Origin of the sequence: Aliisedimentitalea sp. MJ-SS2 (genome assembly GCF_032586155.1) — a bacterium.
GTDB lineage: Bacteria > Pseudomonadota > Alphaproteobacteria > Rhodobacterales > Rhodobacteraceae > JAWHTC01.
The window spans coordinates 1,236,606-1,262,717 of the sequence record NZ_JAWHTC010000001.1 but is presented as its reverse complement, the minus strand read 5'-3'; the positions used below and the strand labels follow the sequence as shown (position 1 = coordinate 1,262,717).

The following is a 26,112-nucleotide window of genomic DNA, read 5'->3' as shown; positions in this document are numbered from 1 at the left end:
GGCAGGGTCATGGCGGAGAAACGCTCGATTTTCGAAGAGGTGGGCGAGGGGGAACAGGCCCCGGCCCCGACCCGTGGTGGCATGATCGACGCCGGTCGCGGGGATGCGCGAGGTACGATCCGGGCCTGGCTGATGGTTTTGTTTGCGCTGGTGGTGGTGATGATCATCGTCGGAGGACTGACCCGGCTGACCGATAGCGGGCTGAGTATCACCGAGTGGAAACCGATCACCGGGGCGCTGCCGCCGATGAGTGTCGAGGCCTGGGAAGAGGAATTTGCCAAATACCAGGCGATCCCGGAGTTCCAGATCGAGAACAAGTGGATGAAATTGGAGGATTTCAAGGGCATCTACTGGTGGGAATGGGGACATCGTCAGCTGGGTAGGGTGATCGGATTGGTCTGGTTCCTAGGCTTCCTGCATTTCTGGTTCCGCAAGCAGATCCCGACAGGCTGGACCGGGCGGCTGGTTCTTATTGGCGGTCTTGGTGGGCTGCAGGGTTTTATTGGCTGGTGGATGGTGGCCAGCGGGTTGACCGGGTCGATGACCGATGTGGCTAGCTATCGTTTGGCAACGCATCTTGGGCTGGCGTTCGTCATTCTTGGCTTCATTGCCTGGTACGTGATGCTGTTGGGCCGCGAAGAACGCGATTTGATGCAGGCACGGCGGCTGCGTGAGGCCAGGCTGTTTTCGCTTGGCACCGGGTGGATGCATTTTGCCTTTTTACAGATCCTTTTGGGGGCACTTGTGGCCGGGATCGGCGCCGGGCGCTCTTACACCGATTGGCCGCTGATGGGCGGGCAGGTGGTGCCGCCGAGACCCTTCATGCTGGATCCGTGGTGGAGCAATTTCTTTGAGAACCCCGGGCTGGTGCAGTTCATTCACCGGGTTGTGGGCTATCTGCTGGCGGTCTTTACCTTCATGGCCTGGATGAAGGGCCGCAACAGCGCCAATCGCATCACACAGGTGGCGTTTTCCGCCGCGGCTGCGGCCGTGGCGATCCAGCTGGGCTTGGGCATCTATACCGTTGTTACGGCGGCGCCCTGGCAGGTGGCGATTCTGCATCAGATTGGCGCAATTGCCGTTTGGGCGTTGATCATACGGGCCCGATTTGCGGCACAATATCCGACGGTCCAGTCGGTCAGGGGGTAAATCATGACAGCTTACGACGACTTGATGGCGTTCGAGCGCCAGACCGGGGCGCTTGCGCAGGTGGCCGGGCGGCTGGGGTGGGATCAGGAGACGGTGATGCCGCGTGGCGCAGCGCATCAGCGGGCCGATGAAAGTGCAGCTATGCAGGCGGTTTTGCATGCACGGCGCACCGACCCGCGCATTGGAGAGTGGCTGGCGGCAATTGATACCGAGACGCTCGACATTGCAGGACAGGCCAATCTGCGGCTGATTAGACGCTCTTATGAGCGCATGTCACGGGTGCCGGAGGCGCTGACCACCAAGCTGGCGCATCTGACCAGTCGGGCGCAAGGGCATTGGGCCGAGGCGCGGGCCGACGAGGATGTGGCTCGGTTCCTGCCTTTGCTGGAAGAGATCGTAGCGCTGAAACGCGAGGAAGGCGCAGCGCTCGCCGAAGGTGGCGATGTTTATGACGCGCTTCTGGATGATTACGAACCCGAAGCCAAAGCCGCCGATCTGCAGACGATGTTCGATGCGATGCGCCCACGGCTGGTGGCCTTGCGGGCGGCGGCGTTGGCCGCCGAGCCACCCAAAGCGCTGACCGGGACGTTTGACGAGCAAGCGCAGATGAAGCTGGCGCGCAAGCTGGCCAAGGCTTTTGGCTATGACATGAGCCGCGGGCGGATCGACAAGGCTGTGCATCCGTTCTCATCCGGATCACATAACGATGTGCGCATTACCACCCGGACCAGTGCCTATGATCCGTTCAATTGTCTGTATTCGACAATCCACGAGGTTGGCCATGCCTGTTACGAGCAGAATATTGCGCAGGAACATGGGTTTACACCACTGGGCTGCGGTGTCTCGATGGGGGTGCATGAAAGCCAGAGCCGGATTTACGAGAATCAGCTGGGGCGTTCACGGGCCTTCACCGGTTGGTTGTTCGGGCAGATGCGGGAGAGCTTTGGCGATTTCGGAGTTGAGAACGAAGACGCGTTTTATGGCGCGGTTAACCGGTTACATTCCGGCTATATCCGGACCGAGGCCGACGAGGTGCAGTACAACCTGCACGTGATGTTGCGGTTCGATCTGGAACGGGCGCTGATTTCCGGCGATCTGGCCGTTGGGGATCTCGAGGTTGCGTGGAACGATCGGTTCGAATCCGATTTCGGTTACGCGGTGGACAAGCCCTCGAATGGCTGTCTGCAGGACGTGCACTGGTCCGTGGGACTGTTTGGCTATTTCCCGACCTACTCCCTGGGCAATGTCTATGCCGGATGCCTGCACCAAGCGCTGCGCCGGGCGGTGCCCAATCTGGATGATGCGCTGGCGCAGGGTGAAACGGCACCAGCCACCGAGTGGCTGGGTGACAAGATACAGGTACATGGCGGATTGTACCGCCCGCGCGAAGTGATTGCACAGGCGGCGGGGACGGAGCCGTCCGAGGGGCCGTTATTGGACTACCTTGAGGCCAAATTTGGGGAGATGTACGATTTGTGACGGTTCGATGCGTAGCGAAGGTGTCACCCTACACAATCGCCATCCGTTCCGCCCGCTGGGGATCGGGGAAGGGACGGTAAAGGCCGAACTCTTCTTCGTGAATTAGAGTGTGCACGGCCCGGTAAAGCGTGGCGATGTCTTCGTCATTGCTTCCCGAGAGGTGAAAAGCGCGGTCCAGTTGGGCCAGGTTTTCCACTTCGATATGCAGGATGAAATCGCGATGCGAATCCGAGGCCAGATTCAGCTTGCGTCGAAACAGGTGCCAGTTCCCGATCGTGCCCTGAGCCTGAAGAAACTCCATCCATTCGGACACCGCATGGGCAAAAGACAATGCCTTGGCGTCGTCCTTGAGGTCGATTGAGCAGGTGTAAAGGTTCATCAAAACAAAAAACCCCGGAGGTTGTTTCCTCCGAGGCTTGCACGATTCTTGTTACAACAAGGTAAAAACGCGTCAGTTTTCTGCACCGTTTTCTTCGTCGTCATCTCCTTGATCGGCGATCCAGGCGACCGAGACCACCACCTCGCCCTTGCCAGTGTCAAACACCTTGACGCCGCCAGCGCTGCGTGAGCGGAAGGAGATGCCGTCGACCGGAACACGGATCGATTGTCCCTTGGACGTGGCAAGCATGATCTGGTCTTCCATCTCGACCGGGAAGGAGGCCACCAACTCGCCGCCGCGCATCGCCTTGTCCATCGCCGCCACACCCATGCCGCCCCGGCCGCGCACGGGGTAGTCAAGGGACGAACTGAGCTTGCCAGCGCCACCCGAGGTGATGGTCAGGATCAGGTTTTCGGCGGCCGACATTTCGGCATAGCGTTCCGGGCTGATGGTGGCATTGGCGTCCGCATCTTCGTCCGAAACCTCGGCATCATCGGCAAGGCCTGCCATGGCGCGGCGCATCTTGAGGTAAGCGGCGCGTTCGTCCGCTTCGGCTTCGAAATGGCGGATCACCGACATTGAGACGACACGGTCCTTGCCCTGAAGCTTGATCCCGCGCACACCCGTGGAATTACGGCCCGCAAAGACCCGCACATCCGTGGTTGGGAAGCGGATCGCGCGGCCTGAATTGGTGACGAGCATAACATCGTCACCTTCTGAACAAATCCTTGCATTTACAAGGCTTACATCACCTTCTTCAGGTAGTTTCATAGCGATTTTTCCGTTGGATTTCACGTTGGTGAAGTCCGACAGACGGTTACGACGCACGTCGCCGGCCGAGGTGGCAAAGACGATCTGCAGGTCGTTCCATTCCTCTTCCGGCACATCGACCGGCATGATCGCGGCGATGGAAACCCCGGTGGGAATGGGCAGGATGTTGACGATGGCCTTGCCCTTGGCGGTGCGCCCACCCATCGGCAGACGCCAGGTCTTGAGCTTGTAGACCATGCCATCGGTGGTGAAGAACAGGAGCTGCGTATGAGTATTGGCCACGAAAAGCGTGGTGACCACGTCTTCTTCTTTGGTGGCCATGCCCGACACGCCCTTGCCACCGCGTTTCTGGGCACGGAAATCGGCCAGCGCGGTGCGCTTGATATAACCGCCCGAGGTCACCGTCACGACCATGTCTTCACGCTCGATCAGGTCCTCGTCATCCATGTCGCCGGACCAGTCGACGATCTCGGTGCGGCGCGGTACGGCAAACTGGCTCTGAACCTCGCGCAGTTCGTTGGCGATGATCTCCATGATGCGTTCGCGCGATCCAAGAATTTCTAAGTATTCCTTGATCTTAACTGCCAATTCTTCAAGTTCGTCAGTGATCGTCTTGACGCCCAATTGGGTCAGACGCTGAAGTTGAAGATCCAGGATCGCACGGGCCTGGCGTTCGCTGAGATTGTAGGTGCCATCCTCGTTCATTTTGTGGGTTGGATCGTCGATCAGGCGGATGTAGTCGGCAATCTCGTGCGCAGGCCAGCGACGCTCCATCAGTTTGGTGCGCGCCTCGGCAGGGGTGCTGGATGCACGGATGGTTGCGACCACCTCGTCGACATTGGTTACGGCAACGGCGAGACCACAGAGAACGTGGCTACGATCGCGCGCTTTGCGTAATTCAAACGCGGTGCGCCGGGCTACAACATCTTCGCGGAAGTCTATGAAATACGTAAGGAATTTGCGCAGCGTCAGGGTTTCCGGACGGCCACCGTTCAGCGCCAGCATGTTGCAGCCAAACGAGGTCTGCATCGGGGTGAAGCGGAACAGCTGGTTCAGAACTACCTCGGCGGTGGCGTCGCGTTTCAATTCGACAACCACACGTACGCCGTTGCGGTCGGATTCGTCCTGAACGTGGGAAATGCCTTCGATCTTCTTGTCGCGCGCCGCTTCTGCGATACGCTCGACCATGACCGATTTGTTCACCTGATAGGGGATCTCATCGACGACAACCGCCCAGCGGTCCTTGCGGATTTCCTCGATATGGGTTTTGGCGCGGATCACCACGCTGCCTCGCCCCTCGAGGTAAGCCTTTCGCGCACCGGCCCGGCCCAGCATGATGGCTCCAGTGGGAAAATCGGGGCCGGGGATGTACTCGATCAGCTGTTCCGTGGTCAGATCAGGGTCGTCGATCAACGCCAGCGTGGCATCACAGACCTCGCCCAGGTTATGGGGCGGAATGTTGGTCGCCATGCCCACGGCAATACCGCCGGCACCATTGACCAGCATGTTGGGGAACCGCGCCGGCAGGACGGTGGGTTCCTTTTCCTTGCCGTCGTAGTTGTCCTGGAAATCGACCGTGTCCTTGTCGAGGTCCGACAACAGCGCAGTGGCGGATTTATCGAGCCGAGACTCGGTATAGCGCATCGCCGCCGGGTTATCGCCGTCCATCGAGCCGAAATTGCCCTGACCGTCGATCAGGGGCAGGGACATCGAGAAATCCTGTGCCATTCGCACCAGCGCGTCATAGATCGCGCTGTCACCATGCGGGTGATACGAGCCCATCACATCACCCACCGATTTGGCCGACTTGCGATAGCTCTTGTCGTGGGTATAGCCGCCTTCCTGCATGGCGTAGAGAATGCGTCTGTGCACCGGTTTGAGCCCGTCGCGCAGGTCCGGAATCGCCCGGCTGACGATCACGCTCATCGCATAGTCGAGATAGCTCGATTTCATCTCGTCAGTGATCGAGATCGTCGGGCCGTCATACACCGGACGTTCAGGCGTATTTTCTTCTTCGTTTTCAGGTGTTTCTGGCGTGTCGCTCACGTGAGGTGCCTGTTCGCTGTCATGTTCTATATTTTGTTGCCTGATCTATATCAGAGACAGCATGTTGCGCGCAATGGTGCGCGCGCCTGGCGGGGCCTTTTTCACAACGAAATCGGTGCAATAATCCGCCGCGAATTTGTGACTGTGCTCCGAGGGGATGCGCAACTCCAAATTCACGACGGATCGGGTAGTGGATACCGGGCGGCATCGTGATGGGATCAGGGAATGATCCGCGTGTATTTCACACCTTCCAGCGTGGCGCCCAGATGCAGGCCAGCCTGACCGAAGATGACCGCCAGAACCGGCGAGGTCGTGGTGGTGGTCTCGACCCGAATGTTGCCGCCTTGGTCCTTGACCACGTATTCCACATCCGCACCTGCGGCCCATCCCTGGGAACGGCGGAACTTCATCAGCGCCTCGTTGGTCATGAAAAAGAGCACGTGAGCATATTGCTGGGCGCCGATTTGGAGGCCAAAGCTGCCTTTGGTGGCCGAGTAGTAGTCCACCGTAACGCCGTCTACGCGCAGCGCGCCGCGGCCATAGCCGCCGCCAAAACCGAAACCGGCTTCGGTGATCAACGGCATGACCAGCATGCCGTGGGACTTCTGGCTCAATTCGACCGTGGAAGGATATTTGGTATGTAGATAGTTCAGTGTCTGATTGACGCGGGCGTCGATCTTGGCGCCGCCGTTCGAGCCGACGCCGTTACCGCATGCGCTCAGGCCGCCCGTACCGGCTGCCGCGAGAGAAAGCGCGAAGCCGCGCCGTGTGAAGGATGTCATGGTTTTGCCTGTCTCTTTGCCTGACTGCTTGTGATCCGGGTTTCCCGGTTATTGCGTGCACTATAGGGCGATGCGAGGCGGCTGTCACTATCTTGCGAACGCACTGGCGGATTACTGCAACTGTCGCCCTAACCGTCGGTTTCGCCCATGATCTCCAGCCTTGATGCATCTCACGGCAGACCAGGGGGGCCTCGGCTAGAATTGGCTGTGAGCGTGGTGCATCGGAGGAGGTGCAAGGGAAATGAAACTGTCTTCTCATTGGTCAGGACGCATTCTGGCCATTTCGTTGCTGCTCCCTGCGGCATTGAGCGCCGAAACCTTGCGGCACAACACGGACGAATTGATGACAGCAACCGTTCAGGTACCGAGTTCCTGCAAAATGATGACGGATCGCAAATTGACCAACAAGGAAATGAAGACCTGTCAATTCGTGCTGAAGGATGGCGCGCAAAGAGGCGTTTCGTTGGAAGTCGTTTCATATGATAAGTCGGCGGTTCTGAAGCAGTTCGGAGTGAAGGAACGCACGTTTGCCGGAAATCCTGATGGGTATCTCCGCGCCATTCTGAGGGCTATCGAAAAACGCGCGATAAGCATTGAAACAGCCCCCGGACAAAAGATCGTTCTGGCGAAATCAGGGATCAACGCGTCCTACGCCAAATCCAAGGGGATGACCGCGTGTTTGTCCTATGACTTTGATTTCACCGGGCCGGTTCTGGGCAAGACGGGCAGGCTGGACAACACGGGTGTCAGGTGCTTTTTGCTGCACGGCAAATCAAACACGATGACCGGTGTCCGGATCGAATACAAAAGCTTTCACTTCGACAAGTTGCAGAGACGGTCAGCAGGTTTTGAACGGGATGCGAAAAAAGTCATGCAAAGTCTGAAGGTAAGAGCCCGGAAATGACGGCAATTGTCCGACTTCCCTAGGCGCGCGACGGTGATCGCGCGCTCTGCAGCTACTTGGTGACACTGCCTTTTGCTATGCCAGTGCGCGCGCCACGGCGGGGGCGAAATAGGTCAGAATGCCGTCACAGCCAGCGCGTTTGAAGCACATCAACGATTCCACCATCGCCGTGTCGCCGTCGATCCAGCCATTCCCCGCAGCAGCCATGATCATCGCGTATTCACCGCTGACCTGATAAGCAAATGTTGGGGCGCCGAACGTGTCCTTCACCCGGCGGCAGATATCGAGATAGGGCATGCCAGGCTTGATCATCACCATGTCGGCCCCTTCGCGCAGGTCGCGCTCGATCAGGCGCAGGGCCTCGTCGGAATTGGCCGGGTTCATCTGGTAGCTCTTCTTGTCGCCCTTGAGCGCCCCCGACGCGCCGACCGCATCGCGGAACGGGCCATAGAAGGCTGATGCGTATTTCGCCGCATAAGACAGGATCATCGTGTTGGTGAAGCCCTTGTCCTCGAGCGCGTCGCGGATTGCGCCGATCCGGCCATCCATCATGTCGCTGGGTCCGATGATATCGACACCGGCCTCGGCCTGGACCACAGCCTGTTTAACGAGCGCGTCGACGGTTTCGTCATTGACGATCTCGCCATCGACAACAAACCCGTCATGGCCAAGCGCATTGTAAGGGTCCAAGGCCACGTCCGACATGATTGCGATATCGGGCGCCGCGGTCTTGATGGCGCGGGTGGCGCGGTTCGAAAGATTCTCCGGATTCCAGGCTTCTTCACAGGTTTCGGTCTTGAGCGACGGGTCGGTATAGGGAAACAGGCAGATCGCCGGGATACCCAGATCTTGGGCTTCTTTGGCAGCTTCGGCAATCCGGTCGACCGAGCGGCGCTTGACCCCGGGCATCGACGGCACGTCCTGTTCGACCCCATCGCCATCGCAAATGAAGACCGGCCAGATCAGGTCATTCACCGAAAGCTCGTTTTCCTGCACCAGGGCGCGAACGGCTTCCGATTGGCGGGTGCGGCGCAGCCGGGTAAGGGGGTAGGGGGCCTGAACGGGACGCATGGGGTTTCCTCACGTGATCGGATGTTGATCTGACCCGCGAGGGATGGCATGGATACCCACTCCGCTTCAAGGGTAGGAATTGCCGCAAAGCGGCGTTATGACAGCAGCCAGAACGCAGGCAAGTGACCGAGGACCACCGGATTGGACTGGTACGATTCCGTATTCACGTTGATCGACATGCGCAGTTTCTCGAACCTTTGGTTCTGGATTGCGCTTGCCGTGGTGTGGTCGACGGCCTCGCACTGGGTGCTGGGGGTGCCGTGGGACATGGTGCTGCGTGCTCGGCGTGAAGGCGGCCAATACGAGGCCGACCTCGAAGACCTGATCCGCATCTATACCAACCGCCTGCTCTATATCGCACGGATTTCCGGTCTGTGGCTTTTGGGTTTTGCCTGCTTTTTCCTGACGCTTCTGGCCGGGCTTGGGTTCTTTTATGCCTTCGAATTCGGCCAGGCGGTGTTCTTGTTGGCCTTTCCGATGACCCTGGTTGGCGCGCTCAGCCTGAATACGGCGCGTCTGATCCAGGAAAATGAAGAGGTTGGTGAGGCGCTTTACCGTCGCCTGCTCAAGCATCGGATCATAACCCAGGTGATCGGCATGATCTCGATTTTCATCACCGCGCTCTGGGGAATGTTCCAAAATCTCAACATTGGCCCGTTTGGCTGATCTCCCGTGGGGACCGAGCGACATATCACGCTGGGCGGTGCGCCCGAGGGGTTTGATGCCAGCTTAATTCTGCGCGAGATGCAGACCCATGGTGCGGTCTGCCACGTGTCGCGTGATGACAAACGCATGGCGGCGACCGAAGCAGCGCTGCGCTTCTTTGCCCCCGATGCGGCGGTGATCCGCTTCCCCGGCTGGGATTGCCTGCCTTATGACCGCGTCAGTCCACACGCCGATATTTCCGCCGCCAGGATGGCGACGCTGGCGGGGCTGGCGGCCGGGGCGATGCCAAAACGCTTCGTCCTGCTGACCACCCTGAATGCGGCAACGCAATACCTGCCCGCGCGTGAGGTGCTGCGCGGGGCGGCCTTTGTCGCCCATGTCGGCAATCGGATTGACGAAGGTGCCTTGCGCGATTTCCTGGTGCGGATGGGGTTCTCGCAATCGCCCACGGTGATGGAGCCCGGCGACTATGCCATTCGCGGCGGCATCATCGATATCTACCCGCCAGGCGACGCGGGCCCGGTGCGGCTGGACCTGTTCGGCGATATCCTGGATGGTGCACGCCGGTTCGATCCAATCAGCCAGCGCACCACCGAGAAACTCGACAAGGTGGAACTGTCCCCGGTCAGCGAGGTGATCCTCGATGATCCTGCAATCCTGCGCTTCCGACAGAACTACCGCATCGAGTTCGGCGCGGCCGGCACCGATGATCCGCTTTACGAAGCGGTCACGGCGGGGCGCAAACATGCCGGGATCGAGCATTGGTTGCCGTTTTTCCACGACAGGCTGGAAACCCTGTTCGATTTCCTGCCCGAGGCAGCGATAACGCTGGATGAATCCCTGACGCCGCAACGGTTGGCGCGGTGGGACAGCGTTGCTGATCAATATGAAACCCGCGCGCTTGCGCTTAAGGAAAAGTCGCGGCTCGATACGGTTTATAAACCAGTTCCGGCTGAGCAATTGTATTTGGACGATGCGGCGTGGGAGCGGGCGATTCATGGTCACCGAATGGTGCAGTTGCATTCCCTGCCGCAGGCCTCGGGCCCCGGGGTGGCCGATGCGGGTGGACGGATTGGGCGCAGTTTTGCACCTGAACGACAAATTGAAAACATCAATCTTTTCAGTGCTCTGAAAGATCATATTGAAGCACGTATGGCCGAAGGTCCGGTGCTGCTTGCGTCCTATTCCCAAGGGGCACGCGAGCGGATCGAGGGACTTCTGGAAGACGAGGGCCTGATTGGCGCGGTGACGTTGCGCGACATGGGCGGGTTGCACAAACGCGGGTTGCACTTGGCGGTCTGGCCGCTGGAGGCCGGGTTCGTCGCACCTTGGGGTGATGGGCAACTGACGGTAATTGCCGAGCAGGACGTGCTGGGCGATCGGTTAATCCGCGCGCCGCGCAAGAAACGCCGGGCCGAGAATTTTCTGACCGAAACGCAATCCCTGTCGCCGGGCGACCTTGTGGTGCACGTGGATCACGGAATTGGCCGCTACATGGGACTGGAGGTTGTCACGGCTGCCGGAGCGGCCCACGAGTGCCTGATGCTTGAATACGCCGAGGCATCAAAGCTTTACCTTCCGGTCGAGAATATTGAGCTGCTCAGCAAATACGGCCATGACGAGGGGCTGCTTGACCGGCTGGGCGGTGGCGCATGGCAGGCCAAGAAGGCCAAGCTAAAAGAACGTATCCGCGAGATGGCCGAGCGGCTGATCCGCGTGGCGGCCGAACGTGAGCTGCGCAAGGCCCCGCCGCTTGAGGCGCAGCACCACGCCTGGGAGGAATTCGCGGCGCGCTTCCCTTATGAGGAAACCGACGATCAACTCAAGGCGATCGAGGATGTACTCGATGACCTGATCGCAGGCCGGCCGATGGACCGGCTGGTTTGTGGTGACGTGGGCTTTGGCAAGACCGAGGTGGCAATGCGCGCCGCCTTTGTCGCTGCCATGTCCGGTGTGCAGGTGGCGGTGATTGCGCCGACCACCCTTTTGGCGCGCCAGCACCACAAGAGTTTTTCGGAGAGGTTTCGGGGATTTCCGATCAATATCAGACCCTTGTCACGCTTCGTTAGTGCGCGCGACGCGAACCTGACTCGCGATGGTCTGACTAGGGGAACCGTCGACATTGTGGTCGGAACCCACGCGCTATTGGCCAAGAATATTCGCTTCAAGGATCTGGGCCTGTTGATTGTGGACGAGGAACAGCATTTCGGCGTTGCCCACAAGGAGCGGCTGAAATCCTTGAAATCGGATGTGCACGTGTTGACGCTCACGGCCACGCCGATCCCGCGAACCCTGCAATTGTCGCTGTCGGGTGTGCGGGACTTGTCCATCATCGGCACGCCGCCCGTCGACCGGCTGGCGATCCGCACCTATGTCAGCGAGTTCGACGCCATCACCATCCGGGAAGGGCTGCTGCGTGAACATTACCGCGGCGGGCAGAGTTTTTACGTGGTGCCGCGCATTTCCGACCTGCCCGAGATCGAGGCGTTCCTGCGCGAGCAGGTGCCCGAGGTCACCTACGTCATCGCTCATGGGCAGATGGCAGCGGGTGAACTCGATGAGCGGATGAATGCCTTTTACGACGGTAAATACGATGTGCTTCTGGCAACAACCATCGTCGAGTCCGGCCTTGATATTCCCACCGCCAACACGATGGTTGTGCATCGCGCCGACATGTTTGGACTTTCGCAGCTCTATCAGATTCGTGGACGCGTGGGGCGTTCGAAAACAAGGGCTTATGCCTATCTGACCACCAAGACGCGCGCGCGGCTGACACCTGCAGCAGAGAAGCGTCTCAGGGTTTTGGGATCGCTTGATACGTTGGGAGCAGGGTTTACGCTGGCCAGCCAGGACCTCGATATTCGCGGCGCAGGCAACCTGTTGGGCGAAGAACAATCCGGGCAGATGCGCGACGTGGGCTACGAGCTTTACCAGCAGATGTTGGAAGAAGCGATTGCCAAGATCCGTTCAGGTGAGATGGAAGGCCTGACCGAGACCGACGAGCATTGGGCGCCACAGATCAATCTGGGGGTACCGGTTTTGATCCCCGATACATATGTGCCTGACCTTGACGTTCGCCTGGGATTGTATCGCCGTCTCAGTGGTTTGCATAACAAAGTTGAACTGGAAGGATTCGCGGCGGAATTGATCGACCGGTTCGGTAAGCTGCCGCGAGAGGTCAACACGCTTCTGTTGATCGTGCGGATCAAGGAGATGTGCAAGAAGGCCGGCATCGCCAAGCTCGATGGTGGCCCGCGCGGGGCGACGATCCAATTCCACAATGACAAGTTCGCGTCACCTCAGGGGCTTGTCGAGTTCATCCAGGATCAGCGTGGGCTGGCCAAGGTCCGCGACAACAAGATCGTCATTCGCCGCGATTGGAAGAACGACAGTGACAAGATCAAGGGTGCCTATGCCATTGCCCGTGATCTGGCGGCCAAGGTCGTGGCCGAGAAGAAGAAGGCGAAATAGCTCTTTCGCCCTGACAGGCAACTTCGGTGAAATGAGGATGAATCGTACATTTTTATAGGGGGTTACCGATTGGAATTGAACCAGCCAAACGCGTGCGGCTTCAACCAGTTCCACAACCCCGGCGCACCGTTTTCGATTTTGCTGCCAACCCGGGCCTCGAAGGTTTCGTAGTCAGTACCATAGTCCACCCATGAACCACCGCCGGAGGCGAGGTTCTGATTGGGCGGTTGGAATCGGTCGAGCGATTTTGCGAATTGCGCGTCTGGGCTTTCGTTTGCTTCGAATTCATCCCAAAGGGCGCGGAATGCTGCAGCCTGATCTATTGGCAGAAGGCCGAAGATGCGTTTGGCGGCGGCGTCTTCCTTGGCTGTCATTTCAGCGGGGTCATGGTCGCCAAAGATGGGAGCATCGCCGGCGTCGATTTCGACGAGATCATGCAAGAGCAGCATCCGAATCACGCGGCTGATGTTCACATCCTCGGGTGCGTGTTCACCCAGTGTCATGGCATAGAGAGCGATGTGCCAACTGTGTTCGCCCGAGTTTTCGTACCGAGAGCCATCGCAGAGTGTGGTGCCGCGAATGACGGATTTCAGACGGCAGGCCTCGTTGAGAAAGGCCATCTGGGCGGTGAGACGGTCACTCATCGGTTGACCCCGGCAAGATCCAATAAGGCGACAGCACGATATGCTGTCGCGGCATTGCTCATTGTCCGGAACCTGATTTTTTCAGCTCAGCCGCCAAAGATTTGACCTTGTCCTTGAGAAACTCGCCCGCCGCCTTGCCGGCCATGCGGACGCGAACCTCGGTAAGGTAAGCCTCTTCCAGGGTCTGCGACGAGGCGCCAAGCACCTTGGCGACCTCGTAGTGCAGACGGTCCTCGCCGGTTTTCTCCATGATAGCCACGGTCTTGTCGGCCAAGTCCGAGGCGATCTTTTCGGCGGTTCCTGACATTAGCGGGTGTTCTCCGTCAGCCGCCGTTTCACATAGTCCGTCACCGTGCCAGTCAGCGTGTCCATGTGATCATTTTCAAAGAAATGCCCGGCGCCTTCGACTTCCGTGTGGGTGATAGTGATGCCTTTTTGTTCGTGCAGCTTGTTGACCAGCGCGGTGGTGTCGGCAGGCGGTGCGACGCGGTCGGCGGTGCCGTTGATCACCAGACCCGAGGACGGGCAGGGCGCCAGGAACGAGAAGTCATACATGTTGGCCGGCGGCGCAACCGAGATGAAACCGGTGATTTCCGGGCGGCGCATCAGAAGCTGCATGCCGATCCAGGCGCCAAATGAGAAACCCGCGACCCAGCAATGCTTCGAGTTCTGGTTCATCGACTGCAGGTAATCGAGCGCCGAGGCGGCGTCAGAGAGTTCGCCCACGCCCTGATCATATTCGCCCTGCGACCGGCCCACACCACGGAAATTGAACCGCAGAACGGTGAAGCCCATGTTGTAGAAGGTATAGTGCAGGTTGTAGACCACCTTGTTGTTCATCGTACCGCCGAATTGCGGGTGCGGATGCAAAACGATGGCAATCGGTGCGTCTTTTTCGGGTTGCGGGTGGTAGCGGCCTTCGAGGCGGCCTTCGGGTCCGGGAAAAATCACCTCGGGCATGGGCTGATGTCGTCTCCTCGCGGGTTGGCCGAGTTATTCTTGACGAATTTTATCGGACACTTTAGAACAATTCCAAACTGCCCCCGACACCGGGTGCGGTGCGGGTCAGCCCATTCGAGATAGTGGAGTGCCCGCGCAAGGTCAATGAATTCCCAAGGATTTTGGGTGTTTGCGTCACCTCAAGGGAGAGGAAAGCATGAAATTGAGCACCAAGGGGCGCTACGCGATGGTGGCCCTGACCGATATCGCGCTTCAACCCGAAGGCACACTGGTCACGTTGGGCGAGGTGTCCAAGCGCGAAGATATTTCTCTGCCGTATCTTGAGCAGCTTTTTGTCAAGCTGCGCCGGGCGGGGTTGGTGGACTCGGTTCGGGGACCGGGGGGCGGCTACAGGCTGGCCCGGCCAACCAGTGAAATCCGGGTGGTCGACGTGCTGGCAGCGGTCGATGAGACGGTGGACGCAATGCACAAGGGCGCAGGCGCTTCGGGCGGCATGTCCGGCAGCCAGGCGCAATCCCTGACCAATCGGTTGTGGGAGGGGCTGAGCGCGCATGTCTATGTCTATCTGCATCAGGCGCGTCTGTCGGACGTGATCGAGAACACGCTGGCGCCCTGTCCGGCGGTGCCCGGAATCTTTGCCGTGGTCGATGAGGACGAGGACGGGAATTGAGTATTTTTGCAAAGAAAGAGAGCCGGGGGCGGTTGTGAAATGACCCGGGTTTATCTGGATCATAACGCGACAACGCCTTTGCGCCCCGAGGCGCGGGCGGCGATGATTGCTGCCATGGATGTGGTTGGCAACCCGTCGAGCGTGCATGCCGAGGGGCGCGCGGCCAAGGCATTGGTTGAGACGGCGCGGGGCAAGGTGGCCCGAGCAATTGGGGCTGATGGAGCCGAGATCGTGTTCTGTGCCAGTGCGACGGAAGCGGCGGCGCTGGCGTTGAAAGGGCGTGGTTTTCACGGCGCTGCGGTTGAGCATGACGCCGTAAGTAATTGGATTGAAGTTGATTTGCCGGTTGACCCGGAAGGTGCTGTTAGGCCGGACAATCCGGCAAACAGTACCCTGCAGCTTGCCAATTCTGAAACCGGTGTGATCCAGAATCTACCTGAGGGGCTGGCCGTGTCGGATGTGACCCAAGCCTTCGGTAAAATCGGTGTCGAATTTCTGCGCTCTGGTTCGGTGATGGCTTTAGTCTCGGCCCACAAGCTGGGTGGTCCCAAGGGTATTGGCGCTCTTGTTCTGCGAAGGGGCAGCGACCTCAACCCTATCCTGAAAGGTGGCGGGCAGGAGATGGGCCGCCGGGCAGGCACCGAGAATGTGATTGGGATTGCCGGGTTTGGCGCGGCGGCCGAGGCAGCGGCGCGGGATGTGGCGGAAGGTCGCTGGGAAGAAGTGGCTGAATTTAGAAATATTCTAGAATCATCTATTGCGGATATTTCTAATAAGACTATTTTTGTCGGGAACTCTGCAGGGCGACTCCCCAACACCTCGTGTTATGCCACACCGGGATGGAAGGGCGAGACGCAAGTGATGCAGATGGACCTGGCCGGTTTCGCGATTTCCGCGGGGTCGGCCTGTTCCTCAGGCAAGGTGAAATCGAGCCGGGTTCTGAGGGCGATGGGATATGACGAGGTTACGGCGGCAAGCGCGGTTCGCGTGTCGCTGGGTCTTGAGACAACGAGAGATGAAGTGTTGGCCTTTGCCGAGGCATGGGGCCGAGCCTACGAGAAATTCAACGCCAGACGGGCGTGAGCGAACAGGACGGAAGGGTTTGACAATGTCGGACGAGGTACAGGTCAAGGAAGGTGTCGAGGAGGAAACCGTCGAGGCGGTGCGTTCGCTTGGCGAAAAGTACAAATACGGCTGGGAAACCGAGATCGAGATGGAATACGCCCCCAAGGGTGTGTCCCCTGATATCGTCAAGCTGATTTCCGACAAGAATGACGAGCCGGAATGGATGACCGAATGGCGCCTTGCCGCGTTCGAACGCTGGCAGCAGATGGAGGAACCCACCTGGGCGATGGTGGATTACCCCGAGATCGACTTCCAGGACATCTATTACTATGCCCGCCCCAAGAGCATGGAAGAAAAGCCCAAGTCGCTCGACGAGGTCGATCCCAAGCTGCTGGCGACCTATGAAAAGCTGGGCATTCCACTGAAGGAGCAGATGATCCTGGCCGGTGTCGAAGGCGCCGATGAAGCCCCTGCCGAAGGTCGCAAGGTAGCTGTGGACGCAGTGTTTGATTCCGTTTCCGTGGGCACGACATTCCAGGAGGAACTATCCAAGGCAGGCGTGATCTTCTGCTCGATTAGCGAAGCCATTCGTGAGCATCCCGAACTGGTCAAGAAATACCTCGGCTCTGTGGTGCCGGTGTCGGACAATTTCTATGCGACGCTGAACTCGGCTGTCTTTTCAGATGGGTCGTTCGTTTACGTGCCGCCGGGGGTGCGCTGCCCGATGGAGCTGAGCACCTATTTCCGGATCAACGCCGAGAATACGGGGCAGTTTGAACGTACGCTGATCATTGCCGACAAGGGCTCCTATGTCTCCTATCTGGAAGGCTGCACCGCACCGCAGCGCGACACCGCGCAGTTGCACGCCGCTGTGGTTGAGATCATCATCGAGGAAGATGCCGAGGTAAAGTACTCGACCGTGCAGAACTGGTTCCCGGGCGACGAGAACGGCAAGGGCGGGATCTACAACTTCGTGACCAAACGCGCCGATTGCCGGGGCGACCGGGCCAAGGTGATGTGGACGCAGGTCGAGACCGGTTCCGCGGTGACCTGGAAATACCCCAGCTGCATTTTGCGCGGCGACGAAAGCCAGGGCGAGTTCTATTCCATCGCCATTGCCAATAACCACCAGCAGGCCGATACCGGCACCAAGATGGTCCATCTGGGCAAGAACACCAAGTCGCGGATCGTCAGCAAAGGCATCAGCGCGGGTGTGGCCCAGAACACCTATCGCGGGCTGGTTTCGATGCATCCGAAAGCCAAGGAAAGCCGCAACTATACCCAGTGCGACAGCCTGTTGATTGGCGACAAATGCGGGGCGCATACGGTGCCGTATATCGAGGTCAAGAATAACTCGTCCCGCGTAGAACACGAGGCGACAACCTCCAAGGTCGACGACGAGCAGATGTTCTATTGCCGTCAGCGCGGCATGGACGAGGAAGAGGCCGTGGCCCTGATCGTCAACGGCTTTGCCAAGGAGGTGCTGCAGGCATTGCCGATGGAATTTGCCATGGAAGCGCAACAGCTTGTGGCGATTTCGCTGGAAGGTTCGGTCGGTTAATCCGACGGTTCGAAAAGGGTAAGGCAATGGCCAAGATCGCAACCGACGGGAAGCACACCGCGCTTCTGCTCAGGGTATTGGAGCCCGAGCGGAAGATGGTGATTGCCGATGTCGGAGCGCGCATCATGAACCAGACCCCACCCTATGAGCCCTTGCGACAGGCTGGGGCCTGCGAATTGGTCGGGTTCGAACCCAACGAAGAGGCGTATGACGCGCTTGTCGCGGCCAATATGCCCAATTCAACCTACTACAACGTGGCAATTGGCAAACCGGGCAAGGCGACGTTTTACAACCACCCGATCGGCTCGATCTCGTCTCTCTACCCGATTGCCGAGCGCGCGGCGCGGTTCCTGGGCAAGTTCCACTGGATCAACCGTCCCGAGTTGGAGGAAATCCCGCTGACGCTGACGGGCCTTGACAAGGTCAAGGGCCTGGACCGGATCGATGTGCTCAAGATTGACATCCAGGGCGGTGAATACGAGGCGATTAAGTCAGGTAAGAAGGTTCTGTCCGAAGCCGTGGTGATTATCCCCGAAGTCGGGTTCTACCCGATGTATGACGGCGCGCCGCAATGGCGGGACGTGGACGCGCTCTTGCACAAGATGGGGTTTGTTCTGCACAAGATCACCGCGCTGCATCACGCGCAGGTGCGCAACCCGCTGCGCAAACAGTTTGCGCCGAAATCTCATAACAGCCAGCTGGTGGATGGCGATGTGATCTATGTTCGAGCGGCCGATCAACTTGATACGCTGAGCGATGTGCAACTGATGCACTTGGCCCTGGCCGCCGATACGATGTTCCAGAGCTTCGACTTGGTGTTGGCCTGCCTGGGTGAGTTGGCCGAGCGCAATGTCGTCGGCGATGGTATCCCGACCCGCTATTTCCGCACGCTGCCGGATACTTTGAAGCTGATGGAGGCCGCACAATGACAGGTGAAACAGCACGCATTGAGCCGCGGCAATACGATGTCATCGAATTGGTCAAAGATGTTGCCAACCTCGGCATGAAGATCCCCGCAGGGGCGCAGGGGCGGATTGTCGAGCTGCGCGGCACACCGGTCGAAAGCGTCATGGTTGAGTTCGACTATGACCAATTCGGAGATGCTTTCCTGGTCGAGCTGGACTTGTCGCTGTTCAAGCACATCCGGCACGCAACCGTGGCCGCGCCTCCGATGAGTCGTGGTCAGACGATTCTGTCATGGTTTCCTTTCGTACTGCCTGCGCTTGGCGGTCTGGCCGGCATTGGCCTGGTCCAGGGGTTCCCCATGGCACAGATCAACCCGATGTACGCTGTCGGTGGCGGCATCCTGGCGGGGTTCGCGATTGCCCGGCTTTTCAGCAGGATGATCAAAGACTGATGCAAACTGTTTGTGTGTCATATCCTGCCGGGCAAAACTGCTCGTTAACGACCGGGTTTTTCATCCTTTCGTCAAGCGATTGCCGCATTCTGCCTCTAGACCCTGCTTGGGGGACCCGCTGGGGAGTGGATGCTTGTAATGGCCACATCGGCACAGGGACATTCGGAGTTTGCGGCGCGCATCCATCGCATCGAGGCCCGGGGAACCGGCATTACCGAGATGCTGACCGGAGACGAGCGGCAGATCATCGGCGCCCGGAAAGCGCTTCGTCAGGCCAAAGGGACCTGCACCGGTTGGGTGGTGAAAACGCCCCTGGCACTGGCGGTTGGGGCCCTCTCGTTTGTCGCAGCCAAGTTCACCACGTTCAGCATCGGAGAGATTCCCGAGGAATTCTCGCATCCAGACTATATCCTGGGTGGCGAGGTGATGCTGGCCCTGGCGTTGATCTTCACCTGCCGGCTGTTCTTCAGTCTCAGCCACAAGACGCACATGGTGCTAAGCCTTGCCGGGTTGGTGGCAATGCTGGGCCTGATGCACAACCTTGTGCATCTGGAACCCGATTTATGGGCGCAGGTGTTTTCCTACGACTGGGTCGCCAATGTTCTTGCCAGCACGAAACCCAATACGGCGCAGTTCCGCGACATGGTGTTTACGCTGGGCTGATCGCTCGAAACTCAAACACAAATTCGAAAACTCCGTGCAGGGTGCCGCCATCGGGTCGCGCCCGTGCACGCGTTACATGAAAGGGAACGCGACATGATGGAAATCAAGGGCCTGAAGGTCAAACTGGAAGATGAGGACAAACAAATCCTCAAAGGTGTCGATCTGACAATCGAGCCCGGCAAGGTTCATGCGATCATGGGTCCGAACGGGTCGGGTAAATCGACGCTCAGCTATGTTCTGTCTGGCCGTGACGGCTACGAGGTGAACGGCGGTTCGGCCACGCTCGATGGCGAGGACCTGCTGGAGCTGGAGGCCGAGGAACGCGCAGCGATGGGCCTGTTCCTTGCCTTTCAATACCCGGTGGAAATTCCCGGCGTTGGCAACATGACCTTCTTGCGCACCGCGGTGAACGCCCAACGTAAGGCACGCGGCGAAGAAGAGATGAGCGCAACCGAGTTCCTCAAGGTGATCCGTGCCAAGGCCAAGACGCTGAAGATCGACGCTGACATGCTGAAACGCCCGGTCAACGTGGGGTTCTCGGGCGGTGAGAAAAAGCGCAACGAGATCCTGCAGATGGCGATGCTGGAACCTAAAATGTGCATCCTAGACGAGACCGACTCGGGGTTGGACGTGGATGCGATGAAACTGGTGTCGGAAGGCGTGAACGCGCTGCGTTCGCCCGAGCGCGGGTTCCTTGTGATCACCCACTACCAGCGCCTGCTCGATCACATCAAACCGGACGTGGTGCATATCATGGCCGATGGCCGCATCGTCAAAACCGGCGGTCCCGAGCTGGCGCTGGAAGTGGAACATAACGGCTATGCCGACATCCTGGCCGAGGTGGCGTAATGAACGCGATTCGCAAGGCAAAACAAGAGGCTGCGGCAACGCGGCTTGATGGGGCGTCGCTGCCCGCAGGGGGTGCGTGGATCACGACGGCGCGCGAGGACGCACTGGCCCGACTGCGTGACATGGGCCTGCCCGGACGGCGTGACGAGTATTGGAAGTACACCCGGCCAGACACCCTGACGCAGGCGGATGCGCCAAAGGCGGCGGTGTTCGATCACGATGAAGCCCCGGTCTTTGATGAGATCGACCGGCTCAAGGTGGTTTTTGTCGATGGCGTGTTTGATGCCGACGCGTCGGACCCGCTTGAGATAGCTGGGATCGAAATCGAGCGTCTTGGCGACGCTGGCGCCAAGGATATCCACTGGGCCAAAGACCTCTACGGCACGCTGGAAACCGCCGGTCAGACCCCGGTAGACCGCCCGCTGGCAGTGTTAAACACAGCACTGGCGGCGGATGGTGCGGTGATCCGCGTCACCGGGCAGGCGGCAAAGCCCGTTAGCCTGGTCTATCTGCACCGGTCCGACAACTCGGACGCGGTGATGCATCACCTGGTCAAGCTGGAAGAGGGCGCTGAACTGACACTCCTGGAAAACGGTCCCGGCGCGGCACGCCTTAATACCGTTCTGGAAGTGGACGTGGCTGACAATGCTGCGTTCCACCATGTCCGGGCCCAGGGCCGCGATCATGAACGCCGCGCCGCCACGCATATCTTTGCCCGGCTGGGCCAGGAGAGCACGTTCAAAAGCTTCACGCTGACCGTCAACGGGATGCTGACACGCAATGAATGTGTGATTGAGCTGACCGGCGATGATGCGGTGGCCCATGTCGCAGGTGCCTGCCTTGGAGATGGTGATTTCCACCACGACGACACCGTGTTTATCACCCATGACGCGCTGGCCTGCGAAAGCCGACAGGTGTTCAAGAAAGTACTGCGCAACGGGGCGACCGGTGTGTTTCAGGGCAAAATCTTGGTCAAACCGGACGCCCAGAAGACAGATGGCTACCAGAAGTCGCAATCGCTGCTTCTGGATGACGACAGTCAGTTCCTCGCCAAGCCTGAGCTGGAAATCTATGCCGATGACGTGGCCTGTTCACACGGCTCGACCAGCGGTGCGATCGACGAGGAGGCAATGTTCTACCTGCGTTCGCGCGGAGTGCCGACAAACGACGCAACCGACCTTCTGACTCTTGCCTTCCTTGCCGAAGCGGTGGATGAGATCGAAGACGAACGCATGCGTGACGAGATCGTCGGTCGGCTGGAAGGCTGGTTGGCGCGGCACCGTCGCGACTAGGCAGGAAGGGAAGGGGCAACTGACGATGTCGATCGTAGCCGATATCGCCGCGACCTACCGCGGCCCGCGCCGGGTGATCCGACGGATTCTCGACGCGGGCGTGCGCGAGGATAGGGCGCTGATCACCTTGATGGTGGGCTGTATCGTTGTCTTCGTTGCACAATGGCCGCGCCTGTCGCGTGAGGCCCATCTGAACGGTGAAGAGCTGAACGTGAATCTGGGCGCGACGCTGTTTGCCTGGCTTCTGATTATGCCGCTGGTGTTTTACACTCTAGCGCTGATCAGCCATTTCATCAGTCGCGCTCTTGGCGGTCACGGCACGCCCTATGGCGCGCGGATTGCGTTGTTCTGGGCTTTGCTGGCAACCGGGCCAGTGATGCTGCTTTGGGGGTTGATGGCCGGGTTTGCCGGTCCCGGGCCGGGCCTGACACTGGTTGGAGTGATCTGGTTGGCGGCCTTTCTCTGGTTCTGGCTCTCGGGTCTGATCGAGGCGAGGCATTAACATGAATATCGATTGGCAAGCCCTTGTCAAAATGACACTTTTCAGCCCCAAGGAGGCGGCTGGTCAGATCATGACCCTACGTCATGGTTTGTCCAACGAAACCCTGTGGAGCGCTGTGGTTCTCGCGGCTGTGCTTAATGCGCTGCTGATTTCGCTGGGCCTGCAACTTGTGCCGCCGACTCCGGAACAGATCGCCATCACCCCGCCGATCTTCTTCAAGCCAGGGATGCTGGCGGTTCTGGGTACCGGGGTGTTCGTGCTAATCATTTTCGTGCTGTTCTGGGCCGGTCGCGCGCTTGGCGGCAACGGGCGCCTGCATGACATGCTGGCCACATTTACTTGGCTGCAATTGGTGCAGGCCGGGGTCCAGGTGATCGTGATTATCCTGACTCTGGTCGCCGTCGGCCTTGCCAGCATGGTGCATTTCATCGCGTTTTTCTGGGGGGTGTGGATCCTGATCGCTTTCATCGATCGCGTGCATGGTTTTAACAATCCGCTCAAGGCCGTGAGCGTTCTGGCGCTGGCCTTTGGCCTGATGATGGCGGGGTTGGTGCTCTTCGTGCTCATGGTTGGGGCACTGGGTGAAGGCATGACAGGCTAAGGAATGATGCCGATGTATGACGTCAACAAAATCCGCCGGGACTTTCCGATCCTTGCGCGAGAAGTGAACAACAAGCCTTTGGTATATCTCGATAATGGCGCATCAGCTCAAAAGCCGCAATGCGTGATCGACGCGGTGACCACGGCCTATTCCCACGAATACGCCAACGTGCACCGGGGTCTGCATTACCTCTCTAATCTCGCCACAGACAAATACGAGGCGGTACGCGGGATCGTAGCCCGGTTCCTGGGGGCAAGCGACGAGAACGAGATCGTTTTCAATTCCGGCACAACCGAAGGGATCAACCTGATTGCCTATAGTTGGGCCATGCCACAGTTTCAGGCCGGGGACGAAATCATCCTCAGCGTCATGGAACACCACGCCAATATCGTGCCTTGGCATTTTCTACGAGAACGCCAGGGGGTTGTGCTGAAATGGGTTGATGTGGATGCCACCGGGGCGCTTGATCCGCAGGCGGTGATCGACGCCATGGGACCGAAGACCAAGCTTGTGGCGATTACCCAGTGTTCCAATGTGTTGGGCACGATGGTGGATGTGAAAACCATATGCCATGCGGCGCGCGCGCGCGGCATTGCCACGCTGGTTGATGGCAGTCAGGGCGCAGTGCACGCACCGGTCAATGTCGAGGACATTGGCTGTGATTTCTACCCGATAACCGGCCACAAGCTTTACGGTCCATCAGGCTCGGGCGCGATTTACATCCGCAAAGAACGCATGGCCGAAATGCGCCCGTTCCTGGGGGGTGGTGACATGATCAAAGAAGTCAGCCGCGACGCCGTCACCTATAATGATCCGCCGATGATGTTCGAGGCCGGAACGCCCGGCATCGTTCAAACCATCGGCATGGGCGTGGCGCTCGAATACCTGATGGATATCGGCATGGATCAGATTGCCGCGCATGAGGCCGACTTGGCAAGCTATGCGAGCGAACGTCTGACAGGGCTGAACTGGCTGGGTTTGCAGGGCACCGCGCCGGGCAAGGCGGCGATCTTCTCGTTCACGATGGAAGGCGCGGCCCATGCCCATGACATTTCGACGATTCTCGACAAGAAGGGGGTCGCGGTGCGGGCCGGGCATCACTGCGCCGGACCGTTGATGGATCATTTCGGGGTGTCGGCCACCTGTCGGGCCAGTTTCGGCATGTACAACACCCGCGACGAGATCGACAAACTGATTGAGGCACTGGAACTGGCGCACCAGCTCTTTGGGTGAAGCAACGCGGTTTTGATAATTGACGCTGCTGCAGGTTGCGCACATCTGGCAGAATTCCGCCTCCCGCGCGCATTTGAATGATCGACTCGCGCCAAAAGCGCGGTTAGACTTGCTGTGTTTGAAAAAAATGGAGTTCAACAATGAAGTTGATCAAAGCCGCCGCCATCTTCGCAACTGCCGGTTTCCTCGCCGCTTGTGCCCAGCCCGAGCCCGAAGTGATGGTCGCCCCTGAGCCGACCTACGACAAATACGGCAACGTTGTAGAATAAGCGATCTGGGGCGCAGGCCTTAGGTATCAGCTTGGACAGTGAAAACGGACGGCGCGACGCATCAGTCGGGCCGTCCCACCAGACGGTCGATCGGCGCATAGTCGTCGGTCAGAACCGTCCCTTTTTCTGCGATCAATTTGGAAACCCACCCCGGGGCAATCGCGCCGAACTCGGTCTGGTCTGGTGCCGGCACCGTGACACGTGACGCTTCGCTGGTAGTGTCTCCGGCCGCAATGACAAACACGACCCGCGCGCCGGGGGCAGGTGGCGTTGTGTTGGTCCAGATTTCGATTTCCGGGAATACTTCGCTCAGAGTACGCGCAACCGAGGCCAGCGCAAGCAAGCGTCCCTCGTAGTCAATCACGTTCATCAGGAAACTGCCGCCTGGGCTGAGTCGAGATTGGACCAGTTCAAAAAACTCGCGGGTGACCAAGTGGGCGGGCACTGCCACGTCGGTGAACGCGTCGCCGACGATGATGTCATATCGCTGGGGCCGGGTTTTTAGGGCTTGGCGCGCATCCTCATGCAGGATTGTCGCGGTTTCGGGATCGAACCAGAAATCACGGATCGCCATGGCGGTCACTTCCGGGTCGATCTCGGCGACAACGCGTGCTCCGGTGTTTTTCAGGGCAAAGGCCCGCGGGATCGAATAGGACCCACCACCGATGAAGAACGTTGAGAAATCCGGCCGCTCGCTGCGGATATGCGACAGGGCGGCCAGCATCGCGGCATGTTCGGTGAACTGCACCTGCGGCGCATCGCGGGATGATATGCCATGGGCAAGATGGTCGATCACCATTAGTCTTGCAGGATGATCCGGACTGGCGGACACATCGACCGACCGCAGGCAGAAATAGCGGCTTTCGACCGTACAGGGGTTGGGCAGGGCAAGCGCGCTGCCCGCTAGGGCCAGGGCCACTGCCATTGCCAGCAGGGCCCAGATCAATCGCGATCGCGCCAATTGCAGGCAGATCAGCGCAGCAAGAACATAGATCACCGTGACCAGCGCCAGGGTAAGGCTTGACCCCAGCCACGAGATGAACAGGAACCCGGCCAACAACGTACCGGCAATTGCTCCCACGGCCCCGGCCGCAAAGATCGCGCCGAGCGCCTGACCGGGCCGATCGCCGGATTCAACGGCAATCTTGGCCAGCACCGGTGCCGGAATGCCAGCAAAGGTCGATGGCAGGGAAAACACCAGAAAACTCAGGATGGCGATGCCCCATACCGGATGGTCCACGCCCTGCAGCACAGGGCCGGCCAGAAGCCGGAGCAGGAAGATCGCCAGCGCCGTGGTCAGGGCTGCCGCCAACAAGGCCCAGCCGGTGGCTGTCAGCGCCGCCCGGCCCGCACGTTCGGCCAGTCTCCCGCCGATCCAATGACCCAGCGAAAACCCCGCCAGCACCACCGCAATGACCGAGGTCCAGGTGTAAAGTGACATGCCTACATACGGGGCCAACAATCGACCGGCCACGATCTCCACCACAAGCGAGGCGGCCGAAACAGCCGCCTGCAGCAAAACCAACAGCCAGAGCGAAACCTTGAACCTGTCCATGCCGCATCATTGCGCGCAGCCGGGTAATGTCCACCGCAAAACCGCGAATTTGGTGATTGCGGGGGGCGGGCAGGGTCGTTATAGAGCGGATCCGTGGACCCTTAGCTCAGCTGGATAGAGCGCTGCCCTCCGAAGGCAGAGGCCAGAGGTTCGAATCCTCTAGGGTCCGCCAC

Annotated in this window: 25 protein-coding genes and 1 tRNA gene; 18 read left to right on the top strand and 8 right to left on the bottom strand. The window is 59.3% G+C overall.

What is annotated here, in order from left to right:
* The first annotated feature begins 9 nt into the window (after window positions 1–9).
* Both ctaA and RXV86_RS06250 read left to right on the top strand, forming a co-directional pair.
* Window positions 10–1,149 (top strand): heme A synthase, encoded by a 1,140-nt coding sequence (gene ctaA, locus RXV86_RS06255; protein ID WP_316298341.1) that lies wholly within the window; start codon window positions 10–12, stop codon window positions 1,147–1,149.
* Window positions 1,150–1,152: 3 nt separating this feature from the next.
* Window positions 1,153–2,628, top strand: coding sequence for a carboxypeptidase M32 (locus RXV86_RS06250; RefSeq protein ID WP_316298339.1), 1,476 nt, complete (start codon window positions 1,153–1,155; stop codon window positions 2,626–2,628).
* A 28-nt stretch (window positions 2,629–2,656) separates the two neighbouring features.
* Here the strand turns inward: RXV86_RS06250 and RXV86_RS06245 are convergent, their stop codons facing one another.
* From RXV86_RS06245 to RXV86_RS06235, 3 genes are all read right to left on the bottom strand, one after another.
* Complete coding sequence (locus RXV86_RS06245) at window positions 2,657–3,007, bottom strand: DUF6614 family protein (RefSeq protein WP_316298338.1); 351 nt, start codon at window positions 3,005–3,007, stop codon at window positions 2,657–2,659.
* Window positions 3,008–3,079: 72 nt separating this feature from the next.
* Window positions 3,080–5,824, bottom strand: a complete 2,745-nt coding sequence (gene gyrA / locus RXV86_RS06240; RefSeq protein WP_316298336.1) for a DNA gyrase subunit A — start codon at window positions 5,822–5,824, stop codon at window positions 3,080–3,082.
* Between the two features lie 218 nt (window positions 5,825–6,042).
* Window positions 6,043–6,606 (bottom strand): YSC84-related protein, encoded by a 564-nt coding sequence (locus tag RXV86_RS06235; RefSeq protein WP_316298334.1) that lies wholly within the window; start codon window positions 6,604–6,606, stop codon window positions 6,043–6,045.
* A 241-nt stretch (window positions 6,607–6,847) separates the two neighbouring features.
* Here RXV86_RS06235 and RXV86_RS06230 point away from each other — a divergent pair, with 241 nt between their 5' ends.
* Window positions 6,848–7,510 (top strand): hypothetical protein, encoded by a 663-nt coding sequence (locus tag RXV86_RS06230; RefSeq protein WP_316298331.1) that lies wholly within the window; start codon window positions 6,848–6,850, stop codon window positions 7,508–7,510.
* Between the two features lie 75 nt (window positions 7,511–7,585).
* Here the strand turns inward: RXV86_RS06230 and hemB are convergent, their stop codons facing one another.
* On the bottom strand, window positions 7,586–8,581 hold the full coding sequence (gene hemB / locus RXV86_RS06225) for a porphobilinogen synthase (protein WP_316298330.1): 996 nt from the start codon (window positions 8,579–8,581) through the stop codon (window positions 7,586–7,588).
* Window positions 8,582–8,722: 141 nt separating this feature from the next.
* Here hemB and RXV86_RS06220 point away from each other — a divergent pair, with 141 nt between their 5' ends.
* Both RXV86_RS06220 and mfd read left to right on the top strand, forming a co-directional pair.
* Window positions 8,723–9,247, top strand: a complete 525-nt coding sequence (locus tag RXV86_RS06220) for a component of SufBCD complex (protein WP_316298329.1) — start codon at window positions 8,723–8,725, stop codon at window positions 9,245–9,247.
* Between the two features lie 6 nt (window positions 9,248–9,253).
* A complete protein-coding gene (gene mfd / locus RXV86_RS06215) occupies window positions 9,254–12,718 on the top strand; it encodes a transcription-repair coupling factor (RefSeq protein WP_316298328.1) in 3,465 nt (1,154 codons plus the stop codon).
* A gap of 62 nt (window positions 12,719–12,780) precedes the next feature.
* On the opposite strand, the gene RXV86_RS06210 is transcribed toward mfd, so the two are convergent.
* Genes RXV86_RS06210 through RXV86_RS06200 form a run of 3 tightly spaced genes read right to left on the bottom strand, consistent with a single transcriptional unit; the run spans window position 12,781 to window position 14,322 of the window.
* Window positions 12,781–13,362 (bottom strand): HD domain-containing protein, encoded by a 582-nt coding sequence (locus RXV86_RS06210; protein WP_316298327.1) that lies wholly within the window; start codon window positions 13,360–13,362, stop codon window positions 12,781–12,783.
* Between the two features lie 58 nt (window positions 13,363–13,420).
* Complete coding sequence (locus tag RXV86_RS06205) at window positions 13,421–13,669, bottom strand: hypothetical protein (protein ID WP_316298326.1); 249 nt, start codon at window positions 13,667–13,669, stop codon at window positions 13,421–13,423.
* Entirely contained in the window at window positions 13,669–14,322 is a 654-nt protein-coding gene (locus RXV86_RS06200; protein WP_316298325.1) for an alpha/beta hydrolase, read from the bottom strand. The genes RXV86_RS06205 and RXV86_RS06200 overlap by 1 nt, the downstream gene beginning before the upstream one ends.
* 196 nt (window positions 14,323–14,518) lie before the next feature.
* On the opposite strand from RXV86_RS06200, the gene RXV86_RS06195 reads away from it, so the two are divergent.
* From RXV86_RS06195 to RXV86_RS06140, 12 genes are all read left to right on the top strand, one after another.
* Entirely contained in the window at window positions 14,519–14,992 is a 474-nt protein-coding gene (locus tag RXV86_RS06195; RefSeq protein ID WP_316298324.1) for an Rrf2 family transcriptional regulator, read from the top strand.
* A gap of 39 nt (window positions 14,993–15,031) precedes the next feature.
* The gene (locus RXV86_RS06190) at window positions 15,032–16,075 is read left to right on the top strand and encodes an aminotransferase class V-fold PLP-dependent enzyme (RefSeq protein WP_316298323.1); all 1,044 of its coding nucleotides are present in this window, start codon (window positions 15,032–15,034) and stop codon (window positions 16,073–16,075) included.
* A 19-nt stretch (window positions 16,076–16,094) separates the two neighbouring features.
* Window positions 16,095–17,618, top strand: coding sequence for a Fe-S cluster assembly protein SufB (sufB, locus tag RXV86_RS06185; RefSeq protein WP_316298322.1), 1,524 nt, complete (start codon window positions 16,095–16,097; stop codon window positions 17,616–17,618).
* A gap of 26 nt (window positions 17,619–17,644) precedes the next feature.
* On the top strand, window positions 17,645–18,547 hold the full coding sequence (locus RXV86_RS06180; RefSeq protein WP_316298321.1) for an FkbM family methyltransferase: 903 nt from the start codon (window positions 17,645–17,647) through the stop codon (window positions 18,545–18,547).
* Window positions 18,544–18,975: a hypothetical protein gene (locus RXV86_RS06175; RefSeq protein WP_316298320.1), complete on the top strand. Its 432-nt coding sequence runs from the start codon at window positions 18,544–18,546 to the stop codon at window positions 18,973–18,975. The genes RXV86_RS06180 and RXV86_RS06175 overlap by 4 nt, the downstream gene beginning before the upstream one ends.
* A 138-nt stretch (window positions 18,976–19,113) precedes the next feature.
* A complete protein-coding gene (locus tag RXV86_RS06170) occupies window positions 19,114–19,638 on the top strand; it encodes a hypothetical protein (protein ID WP_316298318.1) in 525 nt (174 codons plus the stop codon).
* 93 nt (window positions 19,639–19,731) lie between these two features.
* Window positions 19,732–20,487 (top strand): Fe-S cluster assembly ATPase SufC, encoded by a 756-nt coding sequence (gene sufC, locus RXV86_RS06165; RefSeq protein ID WP_316298316.1) that lies wholly within the window; start codon window positions 19,732–19,734, stop codon window positions 20,485–20,487.
* Window positions 20,487–21,779, top strand: a complete 1,293-nt coding sequence (gene sufD / locus RXV86_RS06160; RefSeq protein WP_316298314.1) for a Fe-S cluster assembly protein SufD — start codon at window positions 20,487–20,489, stop codon at window positions 21,777–21,779. Before sufC ends, sufD begins: the two co-directional genes overlap by 1 nt.
* A gap of 25 nt (window positions 21,780–21,804) precedes the next feature.
* Window positions 21,805–22,281 (top strand): YIP1 family protein, encoded by a 477-nt coding sequence (locus tag RXV86_RS06155; RefSeq protein ID WP_316298312.1) that lies wholly within the window; start codon window positions 21,805–21,807, stop codon window positions 22,279–22,281.
* Window positions 22,282–22,312: 31 nt separating this feature from the next.
* Window positions 22,313–22,882 (top strand): Yip1 family protein, encoded by a 570-nt coding sequence (locus RXV86_RS06150; RefSeq protein WP_316298310.1) that lies wholly within the window; start codon window positions 22,313–22,315, stop codon window positions 22,880–22,882.
* 12 nt (window positions 22,883–22,894) lie between these two features.
* Window positions 22,895–24,115 carry a cysteine desulfurase gene (locus tag RXV86_RS06145; RefSeq protein ID WP_316298308.1) on the top strand — a complete coding sequence of 407 codons (1,221 nt, stop codon included), beginning with the start codon at window positions 22,895–22,897 and terminating at the stop codon, window positions 24,113–24,115.
* 140 nt (window positions 24,116–24,255) lie between these two features.
* On the top strand, window positions 24,256–24,384 hold the full coding sequence (locus RXV86_RS06140) for a hypothetical protein (protein ID WP_316298306.1): 129 nt from the start codon (window positions 24,256–24,258) through the stop codon (window positions 24,382–24,384).
* A gap of 61 nt (window positions 24,385–24,445) precedes the next feature.
* On the opposite strand, the gene RXV86_RS06135 is transcribed toward RXV86_RS06140, so the two are convergent.
* A complete protein-coding gene (locus tag RXV86_RS06135) occupies window positions 24,446–25,939 on the bottom strand; it encodes a fused MFS/spermidine synthase (protein WP_316298304.1) in 1,494 nt (497 codons plus the stop codon).
* A gap of 95 nt (window positions 25,940–26,034) precedes the next feature.
* Here RXV86_RS06135 and RXV86_RS06130 point away from each other — a divergent pair.
* Window positions 26,035–26,111 (top strand) — tRNA-Arg (locus RXV86_RS06130).
* Window position 26,112: the final 1 nt, after the last annotated feature.

Bases quoted from the DNA above. Each gene is read 5' to 3' on its own strand.
- ctaA (WP_316298341.1), top strand. From the start codon at position 10: ATGGCGGAGAAACGCTCGATTTTCGAAGAGGTGGGCGAGGGGGAACAG.
- RXV86_RS06250 (WP_316298339.1), top strand. From the start codon at position 1,153: ATGACAGCTTACGACGACTTGATGGCGTTCGAGCGCCAGACCGGGGCG.
- RXV86_RS06245 (WP_316298338.1), bottom strand. From the start codon at position 3,007: ATGAACCTTTACACCTGCTCAATCGACCTCAAGGACGACGCCAAGGCA.
- RXV86_RS06235 (WP_316298334.1), bottom strand. From the start codon at position 6,606: ATGACATCCTTCACACGGCGCGGCTTCGCGCTTTCTCTCGCGGCAGCC.
- RXV86_RS06230 (WP_316298331.1), top strand. From the start codon at position 6,848: ATGAAACTGTCTTCTCATTGGTCAGGACGCATTCTGGCCATTTCGTTG.
- hemB (WP_316298330.1), bottom strand. From the start codon at position 8,581: ATGCGTCCCGTTCAGGCCCCCTACCCCCTTACCCGGCTGCGCCGCACC.
- RXV86_RS06210 (WP_316298327.1), bottom strand. From the start codon at position 13,362: ATGAGTGACCGTCTCACCGCCCAGATGGCCTTTCTCAACGAGGCCTGC.
- RXV86_RS06205 (WP_316298326.1), bottom strand. From the start codon at position 13,669: ATGTCAGGAACCGCCGAAAAGATCGCCTCGGACTTGGCCGACAAGACC.
- RXV86_RS06200 (WP_316298325.1), bottom strand. From the start codon at position 14,322: ATGCCCGAGGTGATTTTTCCCGGACCCGAAGGCCGCCTCGAAGGCCGC.
- RXV86_RS06195 (WP_316298324.1), top strand. From the start codon at position 14,519: ATGAAATTGAGCACCAAGGGGCGCTACGCGATGGTGGCCCTGACCGAT.
- RXV86_RS06190 (WP_316298323.1), top strand. From the start codon at position 15,032: ATGACCCGGGTTTATCTGGATCATAACGCGACAACGCCTTTGCGCCCC.
- RXV86_RS06180 (WP_316298321.1), top strand. From the start codon at position 17,645: ATGGCCAAGATCGCAACCGACGGGAAGCACACCGCGCTTCTGCTCAGG.
- RXV86_RS06175 (WP_316298320.1), top strand. From the start codon at position 18,544: ATGACAGGTGAAACAGCACGCATTGAGCCGCGGCAATACGATGTCATC.
- RXV86_RS06170 (WP_316298318.1), top strand. From the start codon at position 19,114: ATGGCCACATCGGCACAGGGACATTCGGAGTTTGCGGCGCGCATCCAT.
- sufC (WP_316298316.1), top strand. From the start codon at position 19,732: ATGATGGAAATCAAGGGCCTGAAGGTCAAACTGGAAGATGAGGACAAA.
- sufD (WP_316298314.1), top strand. From the start codon at position 20,487: ATGAACGCGATTCGCAAGGCAAAACAAGAGGCTGCGGCAACGCGGCTT.
- RXV86_RS06155 (WP_316298312.1), top strand. From the start codon at position 21,805: ATGTCGATCGTAGCCGATATCGCCGCGACCTACCGCGGCCCGCGCCGG.
- RXV86_RS06150 (WP_316298310.1), top strand. From the start codon at position 22,313: ATGACACTTTTCAGCCCCAAGGAGGCGGCTGGTCAGATCATGACCCTA.
- RXV86_RS06145 (WP_316298308.1), top strand. From the start codon at position 22,895: ATGTATGACGTCAACAAAATCCGCCGGGACTTTCCGATCCTTGCGCGA.
- RXV86_RS06140 (WP_316298306.1), top strand. From the start codon at position 24,256: ATGAAGTTGATCAAAGCCGCCGCCATCTTCGCAACTGCCGGTTTCCTC.
- RXV86_RS06135 (WP_316298304.1), bottom strand. From the start codon at position 25,939: ATGGACAGGTTCAAGGTTTCGCTCTGGCTGTTGGTTTTGCTGCAGGCG.